This is a genomic window from Stenotrophomonas sp. NY11291, assembly GCF_023277365.1.
Classification (GTDB): Bacteria; Pseudomonadota; Gammaproteobacteria; order Xanthomonadales; family Xanthomonadaceae; genus Stenotrophomonas; species Stenotrophomonas geniculata.
This window is the reverse complement of record NZ_CP096975.1, coordinates 2,436,213-2,452,136: the sequence shown is the minus strand read 5'-3', so window position 1 is coordinate 2,452,136 and position 15,924 is coordinate 2,436,213. Positions and strand designations below refer to the sequence as shown.

The 15,924-nt window shown below is 59.6% G+C and carries 12 protein-coding genes; 2 read left to right on the top strand and 10 right to left on the bottom strand.

The window, feature by feature from the left end; translation table 11 throughout:
- Positions 1-50: 50 nt before the first annotated feature.
- The 9 genes from M1L61_RS11515 to M1L61_RS11475 all read right to left on the bottom strand — a co-directional run bounded on the left by M1L61_RS11515 (position 51) and on the right by M1L61_RS11475 (position 11,969).
- Positions 51-1,061, bottom strand: coding sequence for a tyrosine-type recombinase/integrase (locus M1L61_RS11515; protein ID WP_197576507.1), 1,011 nt, complete (start codon positions 1,059-1,061; stop codon positions 51-53).
- 455 nt (positions 1,062-1,516) lie between these two features.
- Positions 1,517-2,062, bottom strand: coding sequence for a hypothetical protein (locus M1L61_RS11510; RefSeq protein WP_126412179.1), 546 nt, complete (start codon positions 2,060-2,062; stop codon positions 1,517-1,519).
- Between the two features lie 826 nt (positions 2,063-2,888).
- A complete protein-coding gene (locus M1L61_RS11505) occupies positions 2,889-3,935 on the bottom strand; it encodes an ATP-binding protein (protein ID WP_072167141.1) in 1,047 nt (348 codons plus the stop codon).
- Positions 3,936-3,957: 22 nt separating this feature from the next.
- Positions 3,958-5,808 carry a hypothetical protein gene (locus tag M1L61_RS11500; protein ID WP_024956856.1) on the bottom strand — a complete coding sequence of 617 codons (1,851 nt, stop codon included), beginning with the start codon at positions 5,806-5,808 and terminating at the stop codon, positions 3,958-3,960.
- Entirely contained in the window at positions 5,801-6,517 is a 717-nt protein-coding gene (locus M1L61_RS11495; RefSeq protein WP_049401583.1) for a hypothetical protein, read from the bottom strand. The genes M1L61_RS11500 and M1L61_RS11495 overlap by 8 nt, the downstream gene beginning before the upstream one ends.
- Positions 6,518-6,892: 375 nt before the next feature.
- Positions 6,893-7,216, bottom strand: a complete 324-nt coding sequence (locus M1L61_RS11490) for a hypothetical protein (protein ID WP_024956858.1) — start codon at positions 7,214-7,216, stop codon at positions 6,893-6,895.
- Positions 7,217-7,936: 720 nt separating this feature from the next.
- Positions 7,937-8,176, bottom strand: a complete 240-nt coding sequence (locus M1L61_RS11485; RefSeq protein ID WP_126412177.1) for a hypothetical protein — start codon at positions 8,174-8,176, stop codon at positions 7,937-7,939.
- A gap of 916 nt (positions 8,177-9,092) precedes the next feature.
- On the bottom strand, positions 9,093-9,839 hold the full coding sequence (locus M1L61_RS11480; protein WP_126412175.1) for a Pycsar system effector family protein: 747 nt from the start codon (positions 9,837-9,839) through the stop codon (positions 9,093-9,095).
- A gap of 597 nt (positions 9,840-10,436) precedes the next feature.
- Positions 10,437-11,969, bottom strand: a complete 1,533-nt coding sequence (locus M1L61_RS11475) for an adenylate/guanylate cyclase domain-containing protein (protein ID WP_043033494.1) — start codon at positions 11,967-11,969, stop codon at positions 10,437-10,439.
- A 133-nt stretch (positions 11,970-12,102) separates the two neighbouring features.
- On the opposite strand from M1L61_RS11475, the gene M1L61_RS11470 reads away from it, so the two are divergent.
- Positions 12,103-13,023, top strand: a complete 921-nt coding sequence (locus M1L61_RS11470; protein WP_088428977.1) for a TIR domain-containing protein — start codon at positions 12,103-12,105, stop codon at positions 13,021-13,023.
- A gap of 2 nt (positions 13,024-13,025) precedes the next feature.
- Positions 13,026-13,727, top strand: coding sequence for an adenylate/guanylate cyclase domain-containing protein (locus tag M1L61_RS11465; RefSeq protein ID WP_024956864.1), 702 nt, complete (start codon positions 13,026-13,028; stop codon positions 13,725-13,727).
- 168 nt (positions 13,728-13,895) lie between these two features.
- Here M1L61_RS11465 and M1L61_RS11460 read toward each other — a convergent pair whose 3' ends face one another.
- Positions 13,896-15,860 (bottom strand): AAA family ATPase, encoded by a 1,965-nt coding sequence (locus tag M1L61_RS11460; RefSeq protein ID WP_049402765.1) that lies wholly within the window; start codon positions 15,858-15,860, stop codon positions 13,896-13,898.
- Between the last annotated feature and the right edge of the window lie 64 nt (positions 15,861-15,924).

Below are 15,924 nucleotides of genomic sequence, written 5' to 3'. Positions count from 1 at the left end.
GGTCTCGTGCTGGCCTGACACAGACAAGGCGAGCCAGCGATCACCGTTCCTCACTTCAGTAAGCGAGCAGCTGGATTGTCTTCCGCTGCTCCGGCTTGGAAGTACCCGATCACGCTCGCCACCGACCGGTGTTCGGTCATCGCCATTACAGCCGGCAGAGGCACACCTTGCTTGCCTGCTTCGGTCACGAAGCCGGAACGCAGGCTGTGGCCCCCAAAGTCCCCCTCTAGACCTGCCAAACTAGCCCTCCGCTTAACTATCGTCGCTATGGAACCTGGGAGCAGGGGAGGGCCGACCCGTCCCTTCCAAATCCGCCGGAAGACCGCCCCTTCCTGGATTTCTGCCGCATTGAGCCAGGCCGCGAGCGCTTCAGCACTGCGCCCCAGAATCGGTTTGTCAGGCGTCGAATCCGCCGTGACCCCCGCTTGCTGGGTCTTGGAGTACTCCAGCCGGTAGATGTAGCCGTCCTCACCGACCCTGCGCAGGTCCCGCATATCCGCGGCCGCGATTTCACTGCGCCGGCGCCCTCCGCTGGCAAAGCCGAAGCAGAGCAGGGCGCGGTCGCGTAGGCCCTCCAGGGTGTCATCGCAGGTGGCCAGCATGGCCTCAAGCTCGGCACGGGTAATGGCGGTCTTCTTGGTCGGCCGGTCTCCCCGCTTCACCGCGGCTCGTCGGGCGCGGCTGAGCAGGGTGCGGACACTAGGCAACTCGCAAGGATTGGCCAGCCGCTTGAGCTTGTGGGCAGTGGACAGTACGGCCACGCGCTGGACCACGGTCGACAGCTTCAACGGCCCGATCCTAGCCTTGAGCCCTGCGGCCACGAGCGCCTGGTCTAGCGCCGACGGCAGCTCGCTGACCAGTTCGGCCTTGCTCTTGCGCTGAATATGGTCAACCAGGAACTGGATCACCACAGCCTCGCTGACCGGCAGCGCCAGCTCGGTCCCGTAGCGTCCCTGGTGCCAGCCGGCCCAGTAGCGCAGGGCAGTGGCATAGCTGCGTGTAGTGTTGGCCGCAGCCGCTCTCGACCACCTCAGCTGACTCAGGTTCGGAACGGCTGGAATTGGGCTTGACCATGGAGAAAGCGTACTCCAACTGTCTGATGCATAGAATCACAGCAGACCCAGTGGCAGGTGTCTGCCGCACCGAAAACGCCCGGCCTCTAACGCATTGATTTTAGAAGATATGGATGGGGTGAGCTTAGCCTCTTCCTGGCAGCTTCCGTCCACCAAAGATGCCCGATATTTCCGGAAGTCCACCAAAGATGCCCGATATTCCCGGAAGTTCACCAAAGACGCCCGGCATTTCCAGAAGTACATAAATAACGCCCAACAGTTCCGGAAGCCCATAAAACACGCCCACGACTGCCGGGGGTTCATTAGAATTGCCAATTAGCCCACGCGGCGGCAAAGCCTCCCCTTGTGTTGCGTACTCGCATGAAGGCTACTGCCGTTCGCAGTCCGGCACGAGACAGTGCCGTTGCCCCAATGATGGCAAAAATTGCTAAGAACTGCCTGCCTTAGGATTTCTGCTGGATTCTAGCTGTTTTTCGAGGTGTCACCCAGGCGACCCGGACTTCTCTCAAGGAACGGGCGGAACCCTGAAGCTCGATGACCGGATACCCACCTGAAGGCAGTACATCCTTCGGATTCAGCTTGAACACCCTTGCAAGCGTCAACGCCAAGCCTTCCTCATAAGCGGTTGCCAGAACCCACACAAGCGCGTCGACCAAGGCGGATCTTCCCTTAATGCTGTCCAATACCGAAGCGACGATTACGGAAGGGGACCTATCCGGCTTGTCGTTCGCGATACCAAAGGCCGCAGCGGCCAGCTCCAGCGCTGTGCCGCACGCTAACGTTACCATCGGGTCGACAACCGAGAGATTGAGCCAAGTCGCGCCGCTGGCAGAAACACCATAGGGAGCTAGGAACGACTCGTGCCGCTCTACCTCAGTGGGTCCTTGGGTGTCGTAGTGCGTTGAGCGGAAGCTCAGGACAGATAGGCCTTCAAGTCCGACCCTGGCGCATGCCGCTGCAGTGGCCCGCGTCAAAGCATCGTAGGCCATCAATGGGAGCGGAGCGCACATGAGGCCCGAGTTGCCGCCAATCATTGCCCAGCCCCAGAACGCCCCTGGCTCCGGATCGTCAGCGGATGGCTGGAAAGCCTCATACCTTACGTGAGCATTGCCATCGTCCTGGTGGACGGGCGGCATAGGAGTCGTTCTATCAATCAGGCGCGCCAGAGCTGAAGGCCAGCTTTGCGCATCACTGGGGAAGTGAATCACTCGGCCTGCCCGCTGGCGTGATGCCCAATGAAGGTAGTCATCCACCCACTGCGACACTTCACGAGCGGGAAATTGCCTGACGTCCAGTAGCGCTGTGTGGGCGTCGATTGGCTGAAATCCACAAGTACAAGTCCCGAGACCACCGGAGTGGTCAAAACTGGTGCCCAGCGTCCTTCCGCATGCCTCGCAGTGGCTGATGAGCTTCTCGCCATGCCAAGGGCACGCAGAGATGGAAGGAAGGAGAAATAGTGAACAATGGTAGCCGTGAAGTGCGCATGCGGGGCACCGCATATATGGAAGCTCACTACCCGCGAGAAGTCGAAGTGATTGAACTGGAAGCCACGCGGCCGGATTCCATAGATTCTTCGTTGTGACGTCACGGACTTCGATGGCTGACGCAAAAGTATCCTGCACCCGGCCCGGCAGAAGCAAAGGGCGGAGCATGGAGCGCCCAGTCTTACGCCTCACCCCCATGATCATGAGTTGCTCACTTGTTGGCATGCCCAGTGCAACGATCCGCTGCAGCACGCCGTAGCCCGATATGTATGGATAGAACTCATGCTCTGCGCCGACAATCCGAGGCGTAGAAGGATTTACGGCGCGAGAGCTATTCATTGCTTCCCCCTACCTGGTTTGCCGTATTCTGTATCTTCTCAATGATGGCGATTGCCTTGTCGGACATCTTCTCGCGCATGCGAATGAACTCGGTTCGCAGGTACCCGACATGCACAAGCGCAGCACGGACGTCAGATGGAGTGAAGCGTTCGAAACTCTGCTGAAACCAAGCGTTCGTTAGCAGATTCCGCACGGTCGATGTGAAGGAGCACATCGGCCAGCCACTATGTTCGGGAAGTCCCACCTCCCTCCGGAGGGCGGACACAGCATCGCAAATCATCTCCGTTTCAGATTCCAGCCGCCATCCGCGATCAAATGCGTCGGTGGCGAAGTATCTAGAAAATGGCATGTCCTCTGTCGGCCACCATGCTGCGCCGTCGTAGCGCGACAGGGCATGCCTGACCTCATCTCGCGCCGCAAGAGGAAGAAATGGGGCTGAGTCCAGAAACCACCGGCGAACAACATGTGACGGATGGTGCTGCCACATGTCGCCAAGCTCGATGCCCTGCTGGTCACTTTGGTACACAAAGACCAAAAAGAGAGTAAGCCTGTCCTTGCTCATCAAGTTATCAAGATCTTCTAAGCACTGAAACTCAAGATTGGTGAGCCGTTGAGCACTGTCGATGAACAATACGTACCTGCGTACGTCGGCGTGCCCACACGCGGCGCGCATGTGATTGTGTATTCGTGCCCTCAGCTCGTGAGGCCTGGCCGATGACCAGCGCGGCATTCCCAGTTGATGTGAAAGCGCGTGCCAGAAGCTCAGCGGGCTCCTGCATGCATCTGAGGTTGCGACGATTGCCCTGGCCACACCTGCGCGGCGTCCGTCCTCCACGAGCCAGCGCCAGTCGGTTTCGACTAGATAGTCTTGCGCCGTGGATTTGCCAACCCCGCTCTCTGAATAAAGAGAGCACCCATGATGACCCTGCTGAATGTTGTACAGAACGAAATCCGCCATGCGTTCGACAGGCTTCGTGTTGATACGGTAGCCAGACTCAATGAAAAGTGGATGGTCGGGGTCAAGGCGACGGACGGCCATGATGGCCTCCGCAAGGTCCGATCTAGTCATCAAGATTCACCTTGCCTCCCCGGGGGACTCTTACCGGGATGTGAGCTGGCTGGGACCGAATGTCGGGCAGACGGCCGAAGTGCAACTGCTGCAAGCGCGCAAGTTGGTCGACTGCGGGTTGGGACGTGTCTGCAGTAGATCGAAGATGCGCTATGAAGGCTTCAATTGCACACTCCACGCCAGCGATTGAGAAATCACTGCGCTGTTTGGACCAACGACAGATGATCCTTCGCGTCCTCTCGTCATGCGGCGCGCGCGACCAAGGCGCTCGCGCGGTAGCCACTCCGAATGGCACGGTGGCACTTTGAAGTAGCACGATTGAACGAAGATCGCGCCTATTCACGCGCGCAAGAATCCTGGTGCCAATCAGTCCCCATTTATCGTTAAGGGAAGGGGATCGGTAGTCCGCATACAAGTAGGTGACATGGGGCAACTCCCCATTATCCTTGTTGCCTTTTACGGGCAGGCTTACGATTGTCGAAGCCATATCTGCAGCATCCAGGCCACAGGTTTCCGGCGCAAACGCAAACGCTGACTCTTTGCGATTCGTGAGATACGCTAGCGGCGTCATCTGTCCGAGTGCGGAGTGAGGCGTCGCGTTGTAGTTGGCTATGATGACGTCCAGGAGCTCCTCGAGAAGGTGCATCTGGATGGGATGGGCATCCGGAGAGAAGTTGCTGATCCTGATCTTGTTTTCCCCCAGCCGTTTGGCGGGCTCAAAACCGCCGGGGATCTTACGCAGCGCACCACGTTCCAAGCGCGAGAAGAATTGCTCTACAATGGGTCGTGAGCGCGGTGTGTGCGACTTTCCGAAGATCATCACACCTCCCCGAGCCCTGCAGAATGCTGCTTCGAGTGCATGGGCCGAGTGCGCAAGGAAGTTGTCCAGTGCGACAGCGGCCGAGCGCGTGACTATCGGCGTTGCTGCCTGATAGACGGGCATTCCAGCGCCAGGTGCGTAGAAGAGGTCCGGGATCGTCAGGTCCCTGGGAGCCCAGGGTTCCATTGACTTGGACAAGCAGAGCGCTACATCAAGATTGTCATAGCTCTGGCCGACACAGAGAAGCCATCCCGTTACCGCCCTGGATTCAGTCTCTATTTCGATGAGAAGCCATAGCCGTGACACTTTGCGCGTAACACGCGCGCCATTGGGCATATCGATGGAGATCTTGCATTCAACATCGATTTGGTGCGCGTCAAACTCCGTTCTGGCGAACAGGCCCATCCGTACTGCTTGCTCCAAAGCGACAGGAGCGTTCGATGCCGATTGAGGTTCATAAAGGTCCACGTCGGCTACTGCCGACTGCCGCCGCTTGAGCAAAGCAAGCAGCGAGCGCTTCCCCTTGCCAGGATCGTTCAGGGGGAATTTGTCCTCCAGGTTGTGCTGCTTCAGCTCCGCAAGGACTCGTTGGTGCAATTTTACGAACGCGCTTGGAGGGCGGCCCGGCGGCAGATGGGTTGCAAAGCCATCGATCAAGGCTTTAACACTCGGCACAGCTTCGGAGACTTTGTGCCACGCAAATCTTCCTGGAACCAGCGGCAATTCCGCGGGTTCGAAGGAAAGCTCAGTCGAGTAACTGCCCCATGGAATGCATACGCGAAATCCGTGCGGCATGCCATCGTGGGCTATCGTGGGCGCTTTCATTGCCATGCGCTTCAGGCGTTTGTGGCAGATTCCATATCTCCGGGATATAGCGGTGATGGTGGAACGGCCCAGAAGCAAGGCGGTGAGTGCTTCCTTGGCCACGCGGAACTTGGAGAGATGATCTGGTGCAATATCAACCGGATGTGGGGAGTACCACTCGTCGAGTGTCGCCTGATCATAGATTTCGTACCTAGCCATGACGCACCTCCACGAGGGCATCCGGATCCCCTGGGCGATAGTCCACGAGTTGTACGCGGCCGGTGTAGACGAGGCTTGCCACTGCGCAAGCCACTGCGAACCGGGCCTGGCCCGTCTGCAGTTGTAATGCGCTCATGGTGAGGCGCTCAACGTTCTGGAGCATGTCCTCAATCCTCACTTCCAACTGCCTGGCCCCCGCGATCTTTGCATTGGCCCAGACAAGCGGAAGTAGTTCGTAGGCAACAGCGACCTCGCTGGCGCGAGATGCCAGAGAGTTTTCGTGGACAAGTCGCAATACGAGCCCTTGATTCAAGGCCATGTGGATGAGCTCGTCATCTGCGGGAAGCTTGACTAAGCCAACACTCAGTGAAGCCACCCGTTTTGTAGGGATTACAAACTGGTAGTGCTGGGTGCCATCCCTCCGCCCGACCCAGAAGCTCAACTCAAGGTCGCGCTTCTCGCCTACCGTGATTCGACGCGGCCTCTCAACATACATCTCCACCTGGGGGTCAAATTCGAGCATCAGCGCCTGGCAAAAGTTGACCAGGTCGGCCACCGTTACGGTCCGCCCATTCTTCGGGGACTGAAATACAAAGATTTCGCGGCGGTCGCGCTTGCCGCGTGCTAGCTCGAGAGGGGAATGGGGCAGATGCCCCTCACGGCGGTCTTCGTCCGTCGGTTTGGCGGTCGCGCTTTTTCCTGCGGTCATCATCCTGCTCCTCAGCCGTCGGCTTGCGAACGTCTGCCCGGTCTCGAGATTGGAACAAGGTGCCCATTCAGGTTCGCCTCCGCCATATGAGATGGGGAGGAAATGGGCGCACCCCTCCGCGCGAACGGGAAGTCGCTTGACTTTGTCAAGGAAAAGGGTGAGCCTCAGGGTACAGGCTGAGTTTCACCACCATCTGCTCCAACAGATGTCACTTGCCCCCGCGCCAACGGGGGCAAGTCATTTCCAGGGTTCGGAGATGTTAGTTTCCGGCTCTTGGTACTCTCCTCGGCGCTCGGCGAGCGCATCTTCGGGGACGTCTTGAGTCTGTTCTTGAAACGCTACAAGCCCGGCCCCTTGAGTTTGGGTTGTGGGGCGTCATTCCTGGTTGGGCTTCAGAGCAGCCGCTTCATCTTGCGGGGTGCCAGATACTGCCGGCGGACTGATTGCGGCCCTCAGCCCAACCATCCAGTCGGCGATGTCCATCGCAAAGGCAAATTTGCCGCGGCGGCCGGGCACTTTGAATATCTTCACGGGCAAGGTTCCGCGTGCCTCTGCTTGGCGGAGCGCGTGGCTGGAGCGATAGCCAAGAGCTCGCGGCAAGTTTTCATAGCCGATGAGAGGCCCGAAATGAAAGGTCAATTCTCTTTCGATCTCACGGCGTTCCGGGGCCAGGATTGATTCGTTGGTCCGCTCCGTCATGGCGTGGTCACACCCCGTCGCTTGTGTCCTCCTGATTCTGCCCCTCTAATACGGATGGTGGAAGGAGTAACAAACTCGCGTTTCGTTACCCATCAAAGGTGAATGGGGAGGGGCACGGCCATGGCGCTCAAAGAGATACCCTTTTACGGCGAGGCGCGACTTGCCCGCATGCGTGCAAGCACGAGCATACTTCCCGCCAACCGAGCCGTGCCGTACTGCCTGCGATCACTCAGTGTCGGATTGTGGTTTGAATGCTTGCGAAGCCGAATGGGCCTATCCAGCGCATACGCGCTCGGACAGTCGATATCCCCGGAGCGTCCCGGCTGCCACTCCAATGTGTGGGTGAAATACGCCCATGCGGAACACGTCCCGTCCCAGGCGACGCAGGCAGCAGCCGAGGCGCGCTATCCCGGCTCCCGCATGGTTCTATGTTCACCGGTCTGGGCCGCTCTGAATGTCCACGAGGCACTTGGCGGTTGTGGAGAATCAATACTCATGTCGCTCAGTGCACCTGTGCAACTGGAAGTGTTCAGCGGAGCGAGCTTGCGAGCCGGCATGTTTGTCCGCCGAGACCGTCGGTTACGAGAGATCACCGAGGGCTTGTGCGGGCTGGGCACTCTGGATAGCCTGGCGGCACTAGTGGTGATGTTGAGGGTCGCCCATGAGCAGGGCAGACGGCATGACTGCTTTGCCTTGGGGCGTGCACTGCACGATTGCCTGCTACTGGTGGGGCAGGATAGTCCCATCCAGCTTATTGCCGAAGAGCTGTTCTGGTACTTCAGCCATTTCGTGCTTCCTTTCACAGGGTGCCGGGGTGTTCGGATTGCATCGTCGCGACGCCGCTTGCTCCTGCAGCATGAGGTTCTCTCCCGCCTCGTACTTGAGCTTGAAGACAGCGGGTTCGACTATCTCCCAGGCATGCGTCACCCGCTCTTGCGGGTAGTCCGCAATCAGCAGCATGCTCCGTCTTCGCGCTTCTTCTCGCCCGGCGTCGGACCCTGCAGCGCAACATCGCGGCAGATGGCGCGGTAGCGCTATCAATACAGAGTCTTGTTGAGACGAGGAGGCATCCAGGATGGTGAGCGCAGAGACTAAAGGCTCGACCGATTACGAAATGAGCCGCTTGTGGTGGGCGGCACGGCTGTCGCAGTCGAGTAGAGGCTCAAGATGATTGCCTATCTTGGTTGGGGGTCGCTGGTATGGCAACCCGACGGTCTACCGGTTCGTGGACAGTGGCTGGCAGACGGGCCAACGGTTTGCGTAGAGTTTTTAAGGCAATCCGGCAATGGACGGCTTACGTTGGTCATGCATGCGGCCGCGTCTGCTGTCACCTCCTTCTGGGTTGAGGCTGGTACCGACGACGAGGGCGACGCCAAGCGAGCCTTGCGTGAGCGGGAAGCCATTCCCTCAAAGAACATGGAGCGACACTTGGGGGTCTGGACACATGGCTGTCCAGCACCGGCGAGTATTCCTGGGCTCGCTGACTGGGCCGCTGCTCGCGGGATTACCACTGTGCTATGGACGGCGCTGCCACCGAAGTTCAACGGGGAAAATCAACGCGTCCCATCAGTGGAAGAAGCAGTTGCCTACCTCGCAAGCCTCTCAGGGCAAACTGCGACGCTCGCAGAAGAGTACGTCCGGCGAGCCCCGCCCCAGATTGACACCGTCTATCGTCGTGAGTTTGCTGCACGTCTAGGCTGGCATCCCCTTCCGAAAGGGAGCTAACTGCGACGTGCGTGTGATAGCCGATGGCCAAACTCCGGCAATGGCCAGCACCGTTTCTCACCTTGGGCCGACTTGGGCCGGAAGGCCCGGCCCTGTCAGCGCTGCCCGGGGCTCCGGCTCAACAACTGGATGAGCAGAAGCCACTTGTGTGTCACTTTGCCGGCGGAGGCAGCACAACGATGAGTGCCATCCATGGGGCGATTGCCAGAACAGTGGCAATGTACGCGTACTTCAAACAGCTGAATTTTGACGAGAGAATCTTGGAATTGCGCCAACATTGACCCAGGAGGTCTTCCTCGAACTCCATCAGCGTACGCTCCGCGCACTTCTGCAAGAACTCGTGCTCGGCCATGCTCGACACCCGTTCAAAGAAGATGAGCGAATTTGACCCGCCTCGCAGTTCCGGAAAATATCCGTACCACAGGTGCCAGAAGCTAACAGTAAGCGGTGTAAGGAACAAAACGCCCGCAACCGAGATCAGGGCCGTTAGTTCATCAAGTTTCGGCAGCCGCGTCGCGATCATGGCAAGCATGCCCAGGTTGATACCCAGGCCGACCGAGAGTTTTGTGTCTACACGGGAGAAGAAGCCCAAGACCAAATTCAGCTGCTGCCAAGCGGCACTAACGCGGTCGCTTTGATTTGGCGGGTGGCCGCCAGAATTTTGAGGTTCTTGCACGGGGTGAGTTCTCTGTCTTGAGGGATACGGTTTGTGTTCGTTTGATGGCAGATCGAAGACCGCAGATGTCCAGCGTTCCGCAGCAGCGCGCTCCTGCAGCCGCACAATCCTCAAGGAAAGCTGTGTCGGCCAGCGCACATCGGTGCTGTTCCAAGATGAAAGTGACCAGGGCCGCAGCGTGGTCGCCACATGCAGTGATCGCACCGTCAGGATCGCGGCCACATGGGCAGACTGGGGGTCTCCCGACCAAGGTTTCAGTGCGCGTCGACACCCGAGCAAGGAGTAGTTTGCCGTGCCAGAGCTCGAGCCTCCGCTTCTGAGGGCGCGAATCCTTGCGGACCATGAACTGCCCCGCGAGCACATCTGCCTTGAATGCCGGACCCAGTCGTTCGGCTGCCTGCTCAGCATTGGCCTGATGCTGCGCAGCACGACCGTGCGCGCGGCCGTTCTCCGCTCCAGGAAAGACCCGGCGGGCGTTCGCGCCGATCTGGTAGGTCAGGTACTGGTAGACCGTGGCCCACCAATGCCTCGCTGCTGCTTCGTCTTGGATCCGGCTCGGATTGTCTTCTCCCCAGCCGAGGCAGAAGCTACGGTCACCGTTGATATGCCGATCGGGACAGAACCCCGGCAGCATGCCGGGGTCGGCGATCTCGCGCACTGAGACGTGCTCGCCTGCAACGGAGACGAGCAATCTAAATGCGTACTCGGCTCCGCCGGCCCGAACCACTGTGATCCCAACCAGCCCCCCGACAGGGTCTACGATCAACGTGGCACCGTAGTCCGGTGCCACGCGCTGCAGCAGCTCCAAAGGCCTTGGCGTCACGTCGCGGCCACATGAGGACGGATCGGCTGCGCGAGCGCAGGAGCCACTGCGGGTGCCACTTCAGCGTAGTGTGCCTCCAGTGTTGCCTTCGCCACGCGGTCCCCGGATGCGGCGAGTTCCTCCACCGCTGCGGCATAGTCTAGGTTCGCCGCCTTTCGCTTGTCGGTAAAGACGGTCCGTATCGCGGCGCTGGCGGCCTTGTAGGCATTTTCACCAATGGCCGTCTCCACACCGTCGCAGAGTCGTTGTTGGGCTTCAGATTCCAACACCGCTCGCCCCGTGGCACACCGCAGAAGGCTCCCCTTCATGCCCAGGCGGGAAATGGCAAGGGGGCCAAGTTCGAAGCCAATGGCCAATCCCAGCTCTGCCACTTCCGCGCCTTCGGCGCTCAGTTGCTCCAGGGCAGTGGAGAAACTGCTGCGCAATGCACCCGCGCACTGGGCAGCGGTGCTGACCGTGTCCTGCGCATCTGTCGTCTGTGACGTGCCCTCCAGCAGCACCCCATGAAGGCAGTCGCCAATAAAACGGACACGACGCCCTCCAAAATCCTCGTGTACGACCGCATCCAGCTCAGAGCGCAATACGTGCAGTGTTCGAACCAGATGTTCGGGATCCTCCTCTAAGTGCTTGTCCACGAAGTCGGTGAATCCGTCAATGTCGGCATAGATCGAAACGCCATCAAATCGCCTTGAGTTCGCCGCGCTGAGCAGGGAGAAGTCCAGATCAGAAAGCGGAGGCGTCGGTCGACTGAACTTGAATTCGCCGATAGGGAGCTCGGCCTGTTCATCTTTCCAGAGTTCGATGATGCGCGACTTGGAAATGCCGAGTGCAGCGGCCTCGACGCATGCGGAAATCTGAGCATCGGTCAGCGAAGTGGTGCGGTCCTTGTTGCCGGTCAAGGTAGGCAGTTCAAGCACGGCACGTGCGCCGTGCGTCAGGTAGATGCCTTCAGCCCCTCCATGCCCGGCACACTTGGCCGCCTGATTGGCTGGGGAGCCTAAGAAAAGAGGTTCTCGGCTGGCGCGACGACCATTGTTGACGGCCAACGCCATCCCGCTGTCAATGCCGACACGAACCTGGGCATTGGGGATGTGCGCGTCCGAGTCGCCCGTTTCAGCCAGCACATCGATGGCGAGCTGGGCGATCGCAACCGCGCGCTCGATCCGGGCGCGTTCGTTGGCATCGCCGTACGGCTTGGTCACAACCGCATGCAGCCGCTGGTTGTGAAAGTCCACACGGATGGCATCACTTTCAACGAGGATGCGATGGACGGCGCGGTAGTGCTGATTCAGGAATCGAAGGGCCCGCTTGTGGCAGGTTTCGCCTTCGATGTCAGTGCAGCTAAGCATGTCCGCCAGATTGACGATGTCGATGTAGACATGCGCCCCTTGGACGCGATAGGCGCGATTGACTGGAATATCCACCAGCGAGGTTTCCCGCTTGTAATCGCGGATGTCCACGTCGCGGACTTCGGCGTAACGGGTGGCAATGCGCTTCTTGGTGCGATCTTTTTTCCAGCTGTGTCCCATCGTGCTACTCCCTGCGCCCAAGAGGAGGCCAGGCCGGGCGGGTCGCGTCGCCTACGGCGTGGCTGGCAGCCGGATTCATTCCAGCTCCTTTGGGCGTATATTGGGACCCAGTTCACACTTTCAAGGGGGCAGTATGGGGACTGGGATCGTCGAGCGCCTCGCGGCGGATGATGGCAGGCGACTGATCGCCGCCTTGGCTGAGTTCCGCCTGCTGGCCGGCTTGGACGCGGCCGCAGCCCAGCTGGCACAGGCCGGGGAATTGCTCGACGTGGGGACAGGGCAGGCCTTTATCACTCAGGGCGCCCCAGAGACCGACGTTTTCTTCATTGTCTCCGGCTCCGTGGACGTGCTGGTCAACGGCAAAGTGGTTAATACCCGAAGGGCTGGGGACCACGTCGGCGAAATGGCAGCCATCGAACCGGCGCAACTGCGGGCGGCAACTGTTACTGCACGCGAGCCGACCGTAGTGCTAAAGGTGCCGGAAATCGATTTCAGCAGGATTGCGGATTCACACCCCGTCATCTGGCGGCGGCTGGCCGCGACCCTTTCGCGCCGTCTAAAAGAGCGCAATCACATGATTACCCAACCTCGCGGACAGGTCCGGGTCTTTGTGATGTCGTCGGTGGAGGCGCTCCCTGTCACGCGGTTGCTGGTACAGCACTTCGAGCACGACCCGTTCCTGACGGTGGTATGGGACCACGGGGTGTTCCGCGCCGCCAACTACACACTTGACGAGCTCGAGCGCCAGCTGGAACAGGCAGACTTTGCCATTGCCGTGGCCCACGCGGATGACATGGTCATCAGCCGCGGTGACGAGTGGCCTGTCATGCGCGACAACGTCGTCTTTGAACTGGGTATGTTCATTGGATTCCTGGGGCGTCGGCGCGCCTTCTTGATGGAGCCGCGCGAAGACAAGCTGAAGCTTCCCAGTGATCTCACGGGGCTCACGACCGTCCCCTACCGATACACCCCTGGCCCGGACGCCCGGGCTTTGATTGCACCGGCATGCGAACAAATTCGCTCCCGCATTCTCGAAGCTGGGCCGAGGGACTGACGGTGGCACTGCTGGAAGAGATGACGGCCGCCGTGCAGGCGATAGCACAAACCCGATGGTCTACACGGAGAGGTCAAGTTGTACCCGATCCAGAAGATCTGCGATTGGGCAATGACGCAGTGGAGTTTGATCGTGCCACTGTTTTGTACGCGGACCTGAACGGCTCAACGAATATGGTCGACACCGAAGCCTGGCAGTTGAGTGCAGAGATCTACAAAGCGTTCCTGCACTGTGCAGCGACGATCATCAGGAAAGAGGGCGGCAAGATCACCTCCTACGACGGAGATCGTGTCATGGGCATCTGGGTGGGTGACCGGCAAGCCACGCCGGCGGCTAAGGCCGGGTTGAAAATCAACTATGCGGTCAAGATGATCGTCATGCCAGCGTTGAAACAGCAGTACCCCGACTGGACAGGTACCGTGAGGCATGTCGTCGGAATCGACAGCAGCCCAATCCGAGCTGCTCGCACGGGTATTCGAGGCGGCAACGACATCGTCTGGGTTGGACGCGCGGCCAATCATGCGGCCAAGCTCACGGACCTGGACCTTGCCCCGTCAACCTGGATTACCGATGAGGTGTTCATCCGGTTGGCTGATGAGTTGAAGTACGGTGGAACGCCGCCGACTCTGATGTGGGAGGCGTTCCGCTGGAACCGGCAGGGTGGTCGCCGCATTCACGGATCAGACTGGGCTTGGCGCGTCTAAAGCGCCCTCTGCGGACCCGGCATTCGCAGGGCCAGCATGGCAGGGAAAGGGCGCACTGTTAGAGGCCGATTTCATGGCGCGGGAGTCAGGCAGCCGAGTCCTGCCCTCCGATGAGTGCGCGCCGGGAGAGGAACCCGCTGCCATTGCGGAGCTCTGGCAGAGGTTCATCTACGCACCGGCCCCTAGCGCCGCATTGATCTCAGCGAAGGCCTTCTCAAAGCGCTCCAGCGTTTCATTGATGGCCGTAGTTTCCGCGGCCAGCACGTGCTGATTCTGGATGAGCCAGTTGGCGGGAGTGAAATGATCCAGGGGCGGAACGGAAGCCCCCATGACATTAAACAGTGCTTCGGCCTGTTTGACCTGGCGCGTCAGGGCACCGTCTTGGCTGAACTGCCGGGCGGAAATTTGCCCTTTTCCCTTCAGACCGTAGGCACCGTTGAGGATGTCGGCGAAGACGGCGGGTGCGAAGAAGTCCTCAATGTCGCTCTCCGCCTTTCCGGTGAAATCCGTGGCTACCAAGACGCCGGAAGTCTTCATGATCTGAGACTCCCTCAGCCGCTGCACCTTGCCTTTATCGCCATTGCCGTAGTCACACAAGGCGACCATGTGGATGCCCTTGCCAGAGAAGAGCGAGGCGAACGATTGCACTTTGTCTATGCCGCCTGTGGGGCAGATCACCCACCGGCTGTCCAAGCCTTGGCGCTTGCGTTGCTTGAGCGCGTGCGATGCCGCCTGAAGATAGAGCACATCCGAAGGTCCTTCGACCAACAGGGTATGCGCTCCCACAAACAGGCTTTGGGTAACCTCGTAACCGAGATGGGCCTGAAGGGGGAACAGCGTGTCCTGATCGACGCTCAGGACGTCCGCGGAGACCTGTGTGCCCTTAACGGTGGGGCGGCGACGCTGGTCGTAGGTGACAACGTCCTCGACGACGCGAACGTCCGCAAGACGATCGGCCGGCACCATAAAGGGCGAGTGGGTGCTGTAGATGACCTGGGGGTCGGGGAGTAGACGCTCAATGATGTAGCGGAGCAGATCAGCTTGCGCCTTTCCATGTAGCGTCAATCCAGGCTCATCCAGAAGGATGATCGCACCGGGGTTCCTCTTTCGCATCTGCTTGAACTGCGACAGGAAGGAGAAGAACCAGACGAATCCGGCGCTGCGCTCAGACAGGGGCACCGAAACCTTGTGGTTGTCATTCCGAATGCGGATTTTGGCAACAGTCCCGCTATTGAAGGGGGCGGGATCCTCGGAGAGGCCTTGGGCAAGCGCTATCTCTACACTGAGCGCGTCGTTCTGACTCCAAAACTCGAAGATCTCATCGGTAATTTCATTGGAGGCGGCTTGGCAACGTGCGTTGAGCTCTTCCAGGCGTGTGCTGGACTGCAATTCGCTGACCGACGTCCCGGCGTACTCGAGGAAGTCGAGGAAAATCTGGTCACCCGGGGAGATCGTCGCGCCGCTTTGGGTGTCACGAGACAGCTTGTCCAGCGATATCTCCCCGGACATGCGATCAAAGTGAGAGGTATAGAAGAACGCCGGCATCCTTTTCTGCAGGATATCGATGGCCGCCAGCACTGGTTTCCCCTTGCGGAAGCCGCTGATGGACCGCTTGACCGCCTGCAATTGGTCAGACGGCTCGGGGTGCGCATCTATCTCGACCACGAGTCGATCCAGCAATATCTTGGAAAACTTCTCCCGCTCCTCGCCTGCCACACCGTGCTGGTCGAGCAGAAACGCGCGCACCACGTTGGGATCGACGTGAATGCTCCAAGTGCTGTGGCCACTGTAATCTGTCGTTACGTCAACGGTCGTACTACTTAACGCGCCGGCACCCAGGACGTCGGCGACCGCCTTTTGGTCTTCGTGGCTGAGCTCCCAGGTCAGGGTGGCAACCGGTGCGGGTTCGTCGTCGTGGCGTTCCTCATACCGCGTGAGGAAGCGGCGGGGGTAATCGTGCACCGTGTCGTAAGCAAACTGGTCGGCGATGGGACGGGTACCAAACAACGCCGTCAGAATTGCAGTCTTGCCCGCCTCGTTCTTACCGACCAAGCAGGTCAGCTCTCCGACATCGAACGTTCCGGAATCCTCTGCAGAACGGAAGTTTCGGATCCGTGCCTTGACTAGCTTCATGCTGCCCCCTGATTCCTGCCGTGGATGGTGCGCGTCTTGTGCAGGATAGGGCCCGAGCGGGGCA

Bases quoted from the DNA above. Each gene is read 5' to 3' on its own strand.
- M1L61_RS11470 (WP_088428977.1), top strand. From the start codon at position 12,103: ATGGGGACTGGGATCGTCGAGCGCCTCGCGGCGGATGATGGCAGGCGA.
- M1L61_RS11500 (WP_024956856.1), bottom strand. From the start codon at position 5,808: ATGGCTAGGTACGAAATCTATGATCAGGCGACACTCGACGAGTGGTAC.
- M1L61_RS11510 (WP_126412179.1), bottom strand. From the start codon at position 2,062: ATGGCCTACGATGCTTTGACGCGGGCCACTGCAGCGGCATGCGCCAGG.
- M1L61_RS11495 (WP_049401583.1), bottom strand. From the start codon at position 6,517: ATGACCGCAGGAAAAAGCGCGACCGCCAAACCGACGGACGAAGACCGC.
- M1L61_RS11460 (WP_049402765.1), bottom strand. From the start codon at position 15,860: ATGAAGCTAGTCAAGGCACGGATCCGAAACTTCCGTTCTGCAGAGGAT.
- M1L61_RS11490 (WP_024956858.1), bottom strand. From the start codon at position 7,216: ATGACGGAGCGGACCAACGAATCAATCCTGGCCCCGGAACGCCGTGAG.
- M1L61_RS11505 (WP_072167141.1), bottom strand. From the start codon at position 3,935: ATGGCCGTCCGTCGCCTTGACCCCGACCATCCACTTTTCATTGAGTCT.
- M1L61_RS11485 (WP_126412177.1), bottom strand. From the start codon at position 8,176: ATGCTGCTGATTGCGGACTACCCGCAAGAGCGGGTGACGCATGCCTGG.
- M1L61_RS11475 (WP_043033494.1), bottom strand. From the start codon at position 11,969: ATGGGACACAGCTGGAAAAAAGATCGCACCAAGAAGCGCATTGCCACC.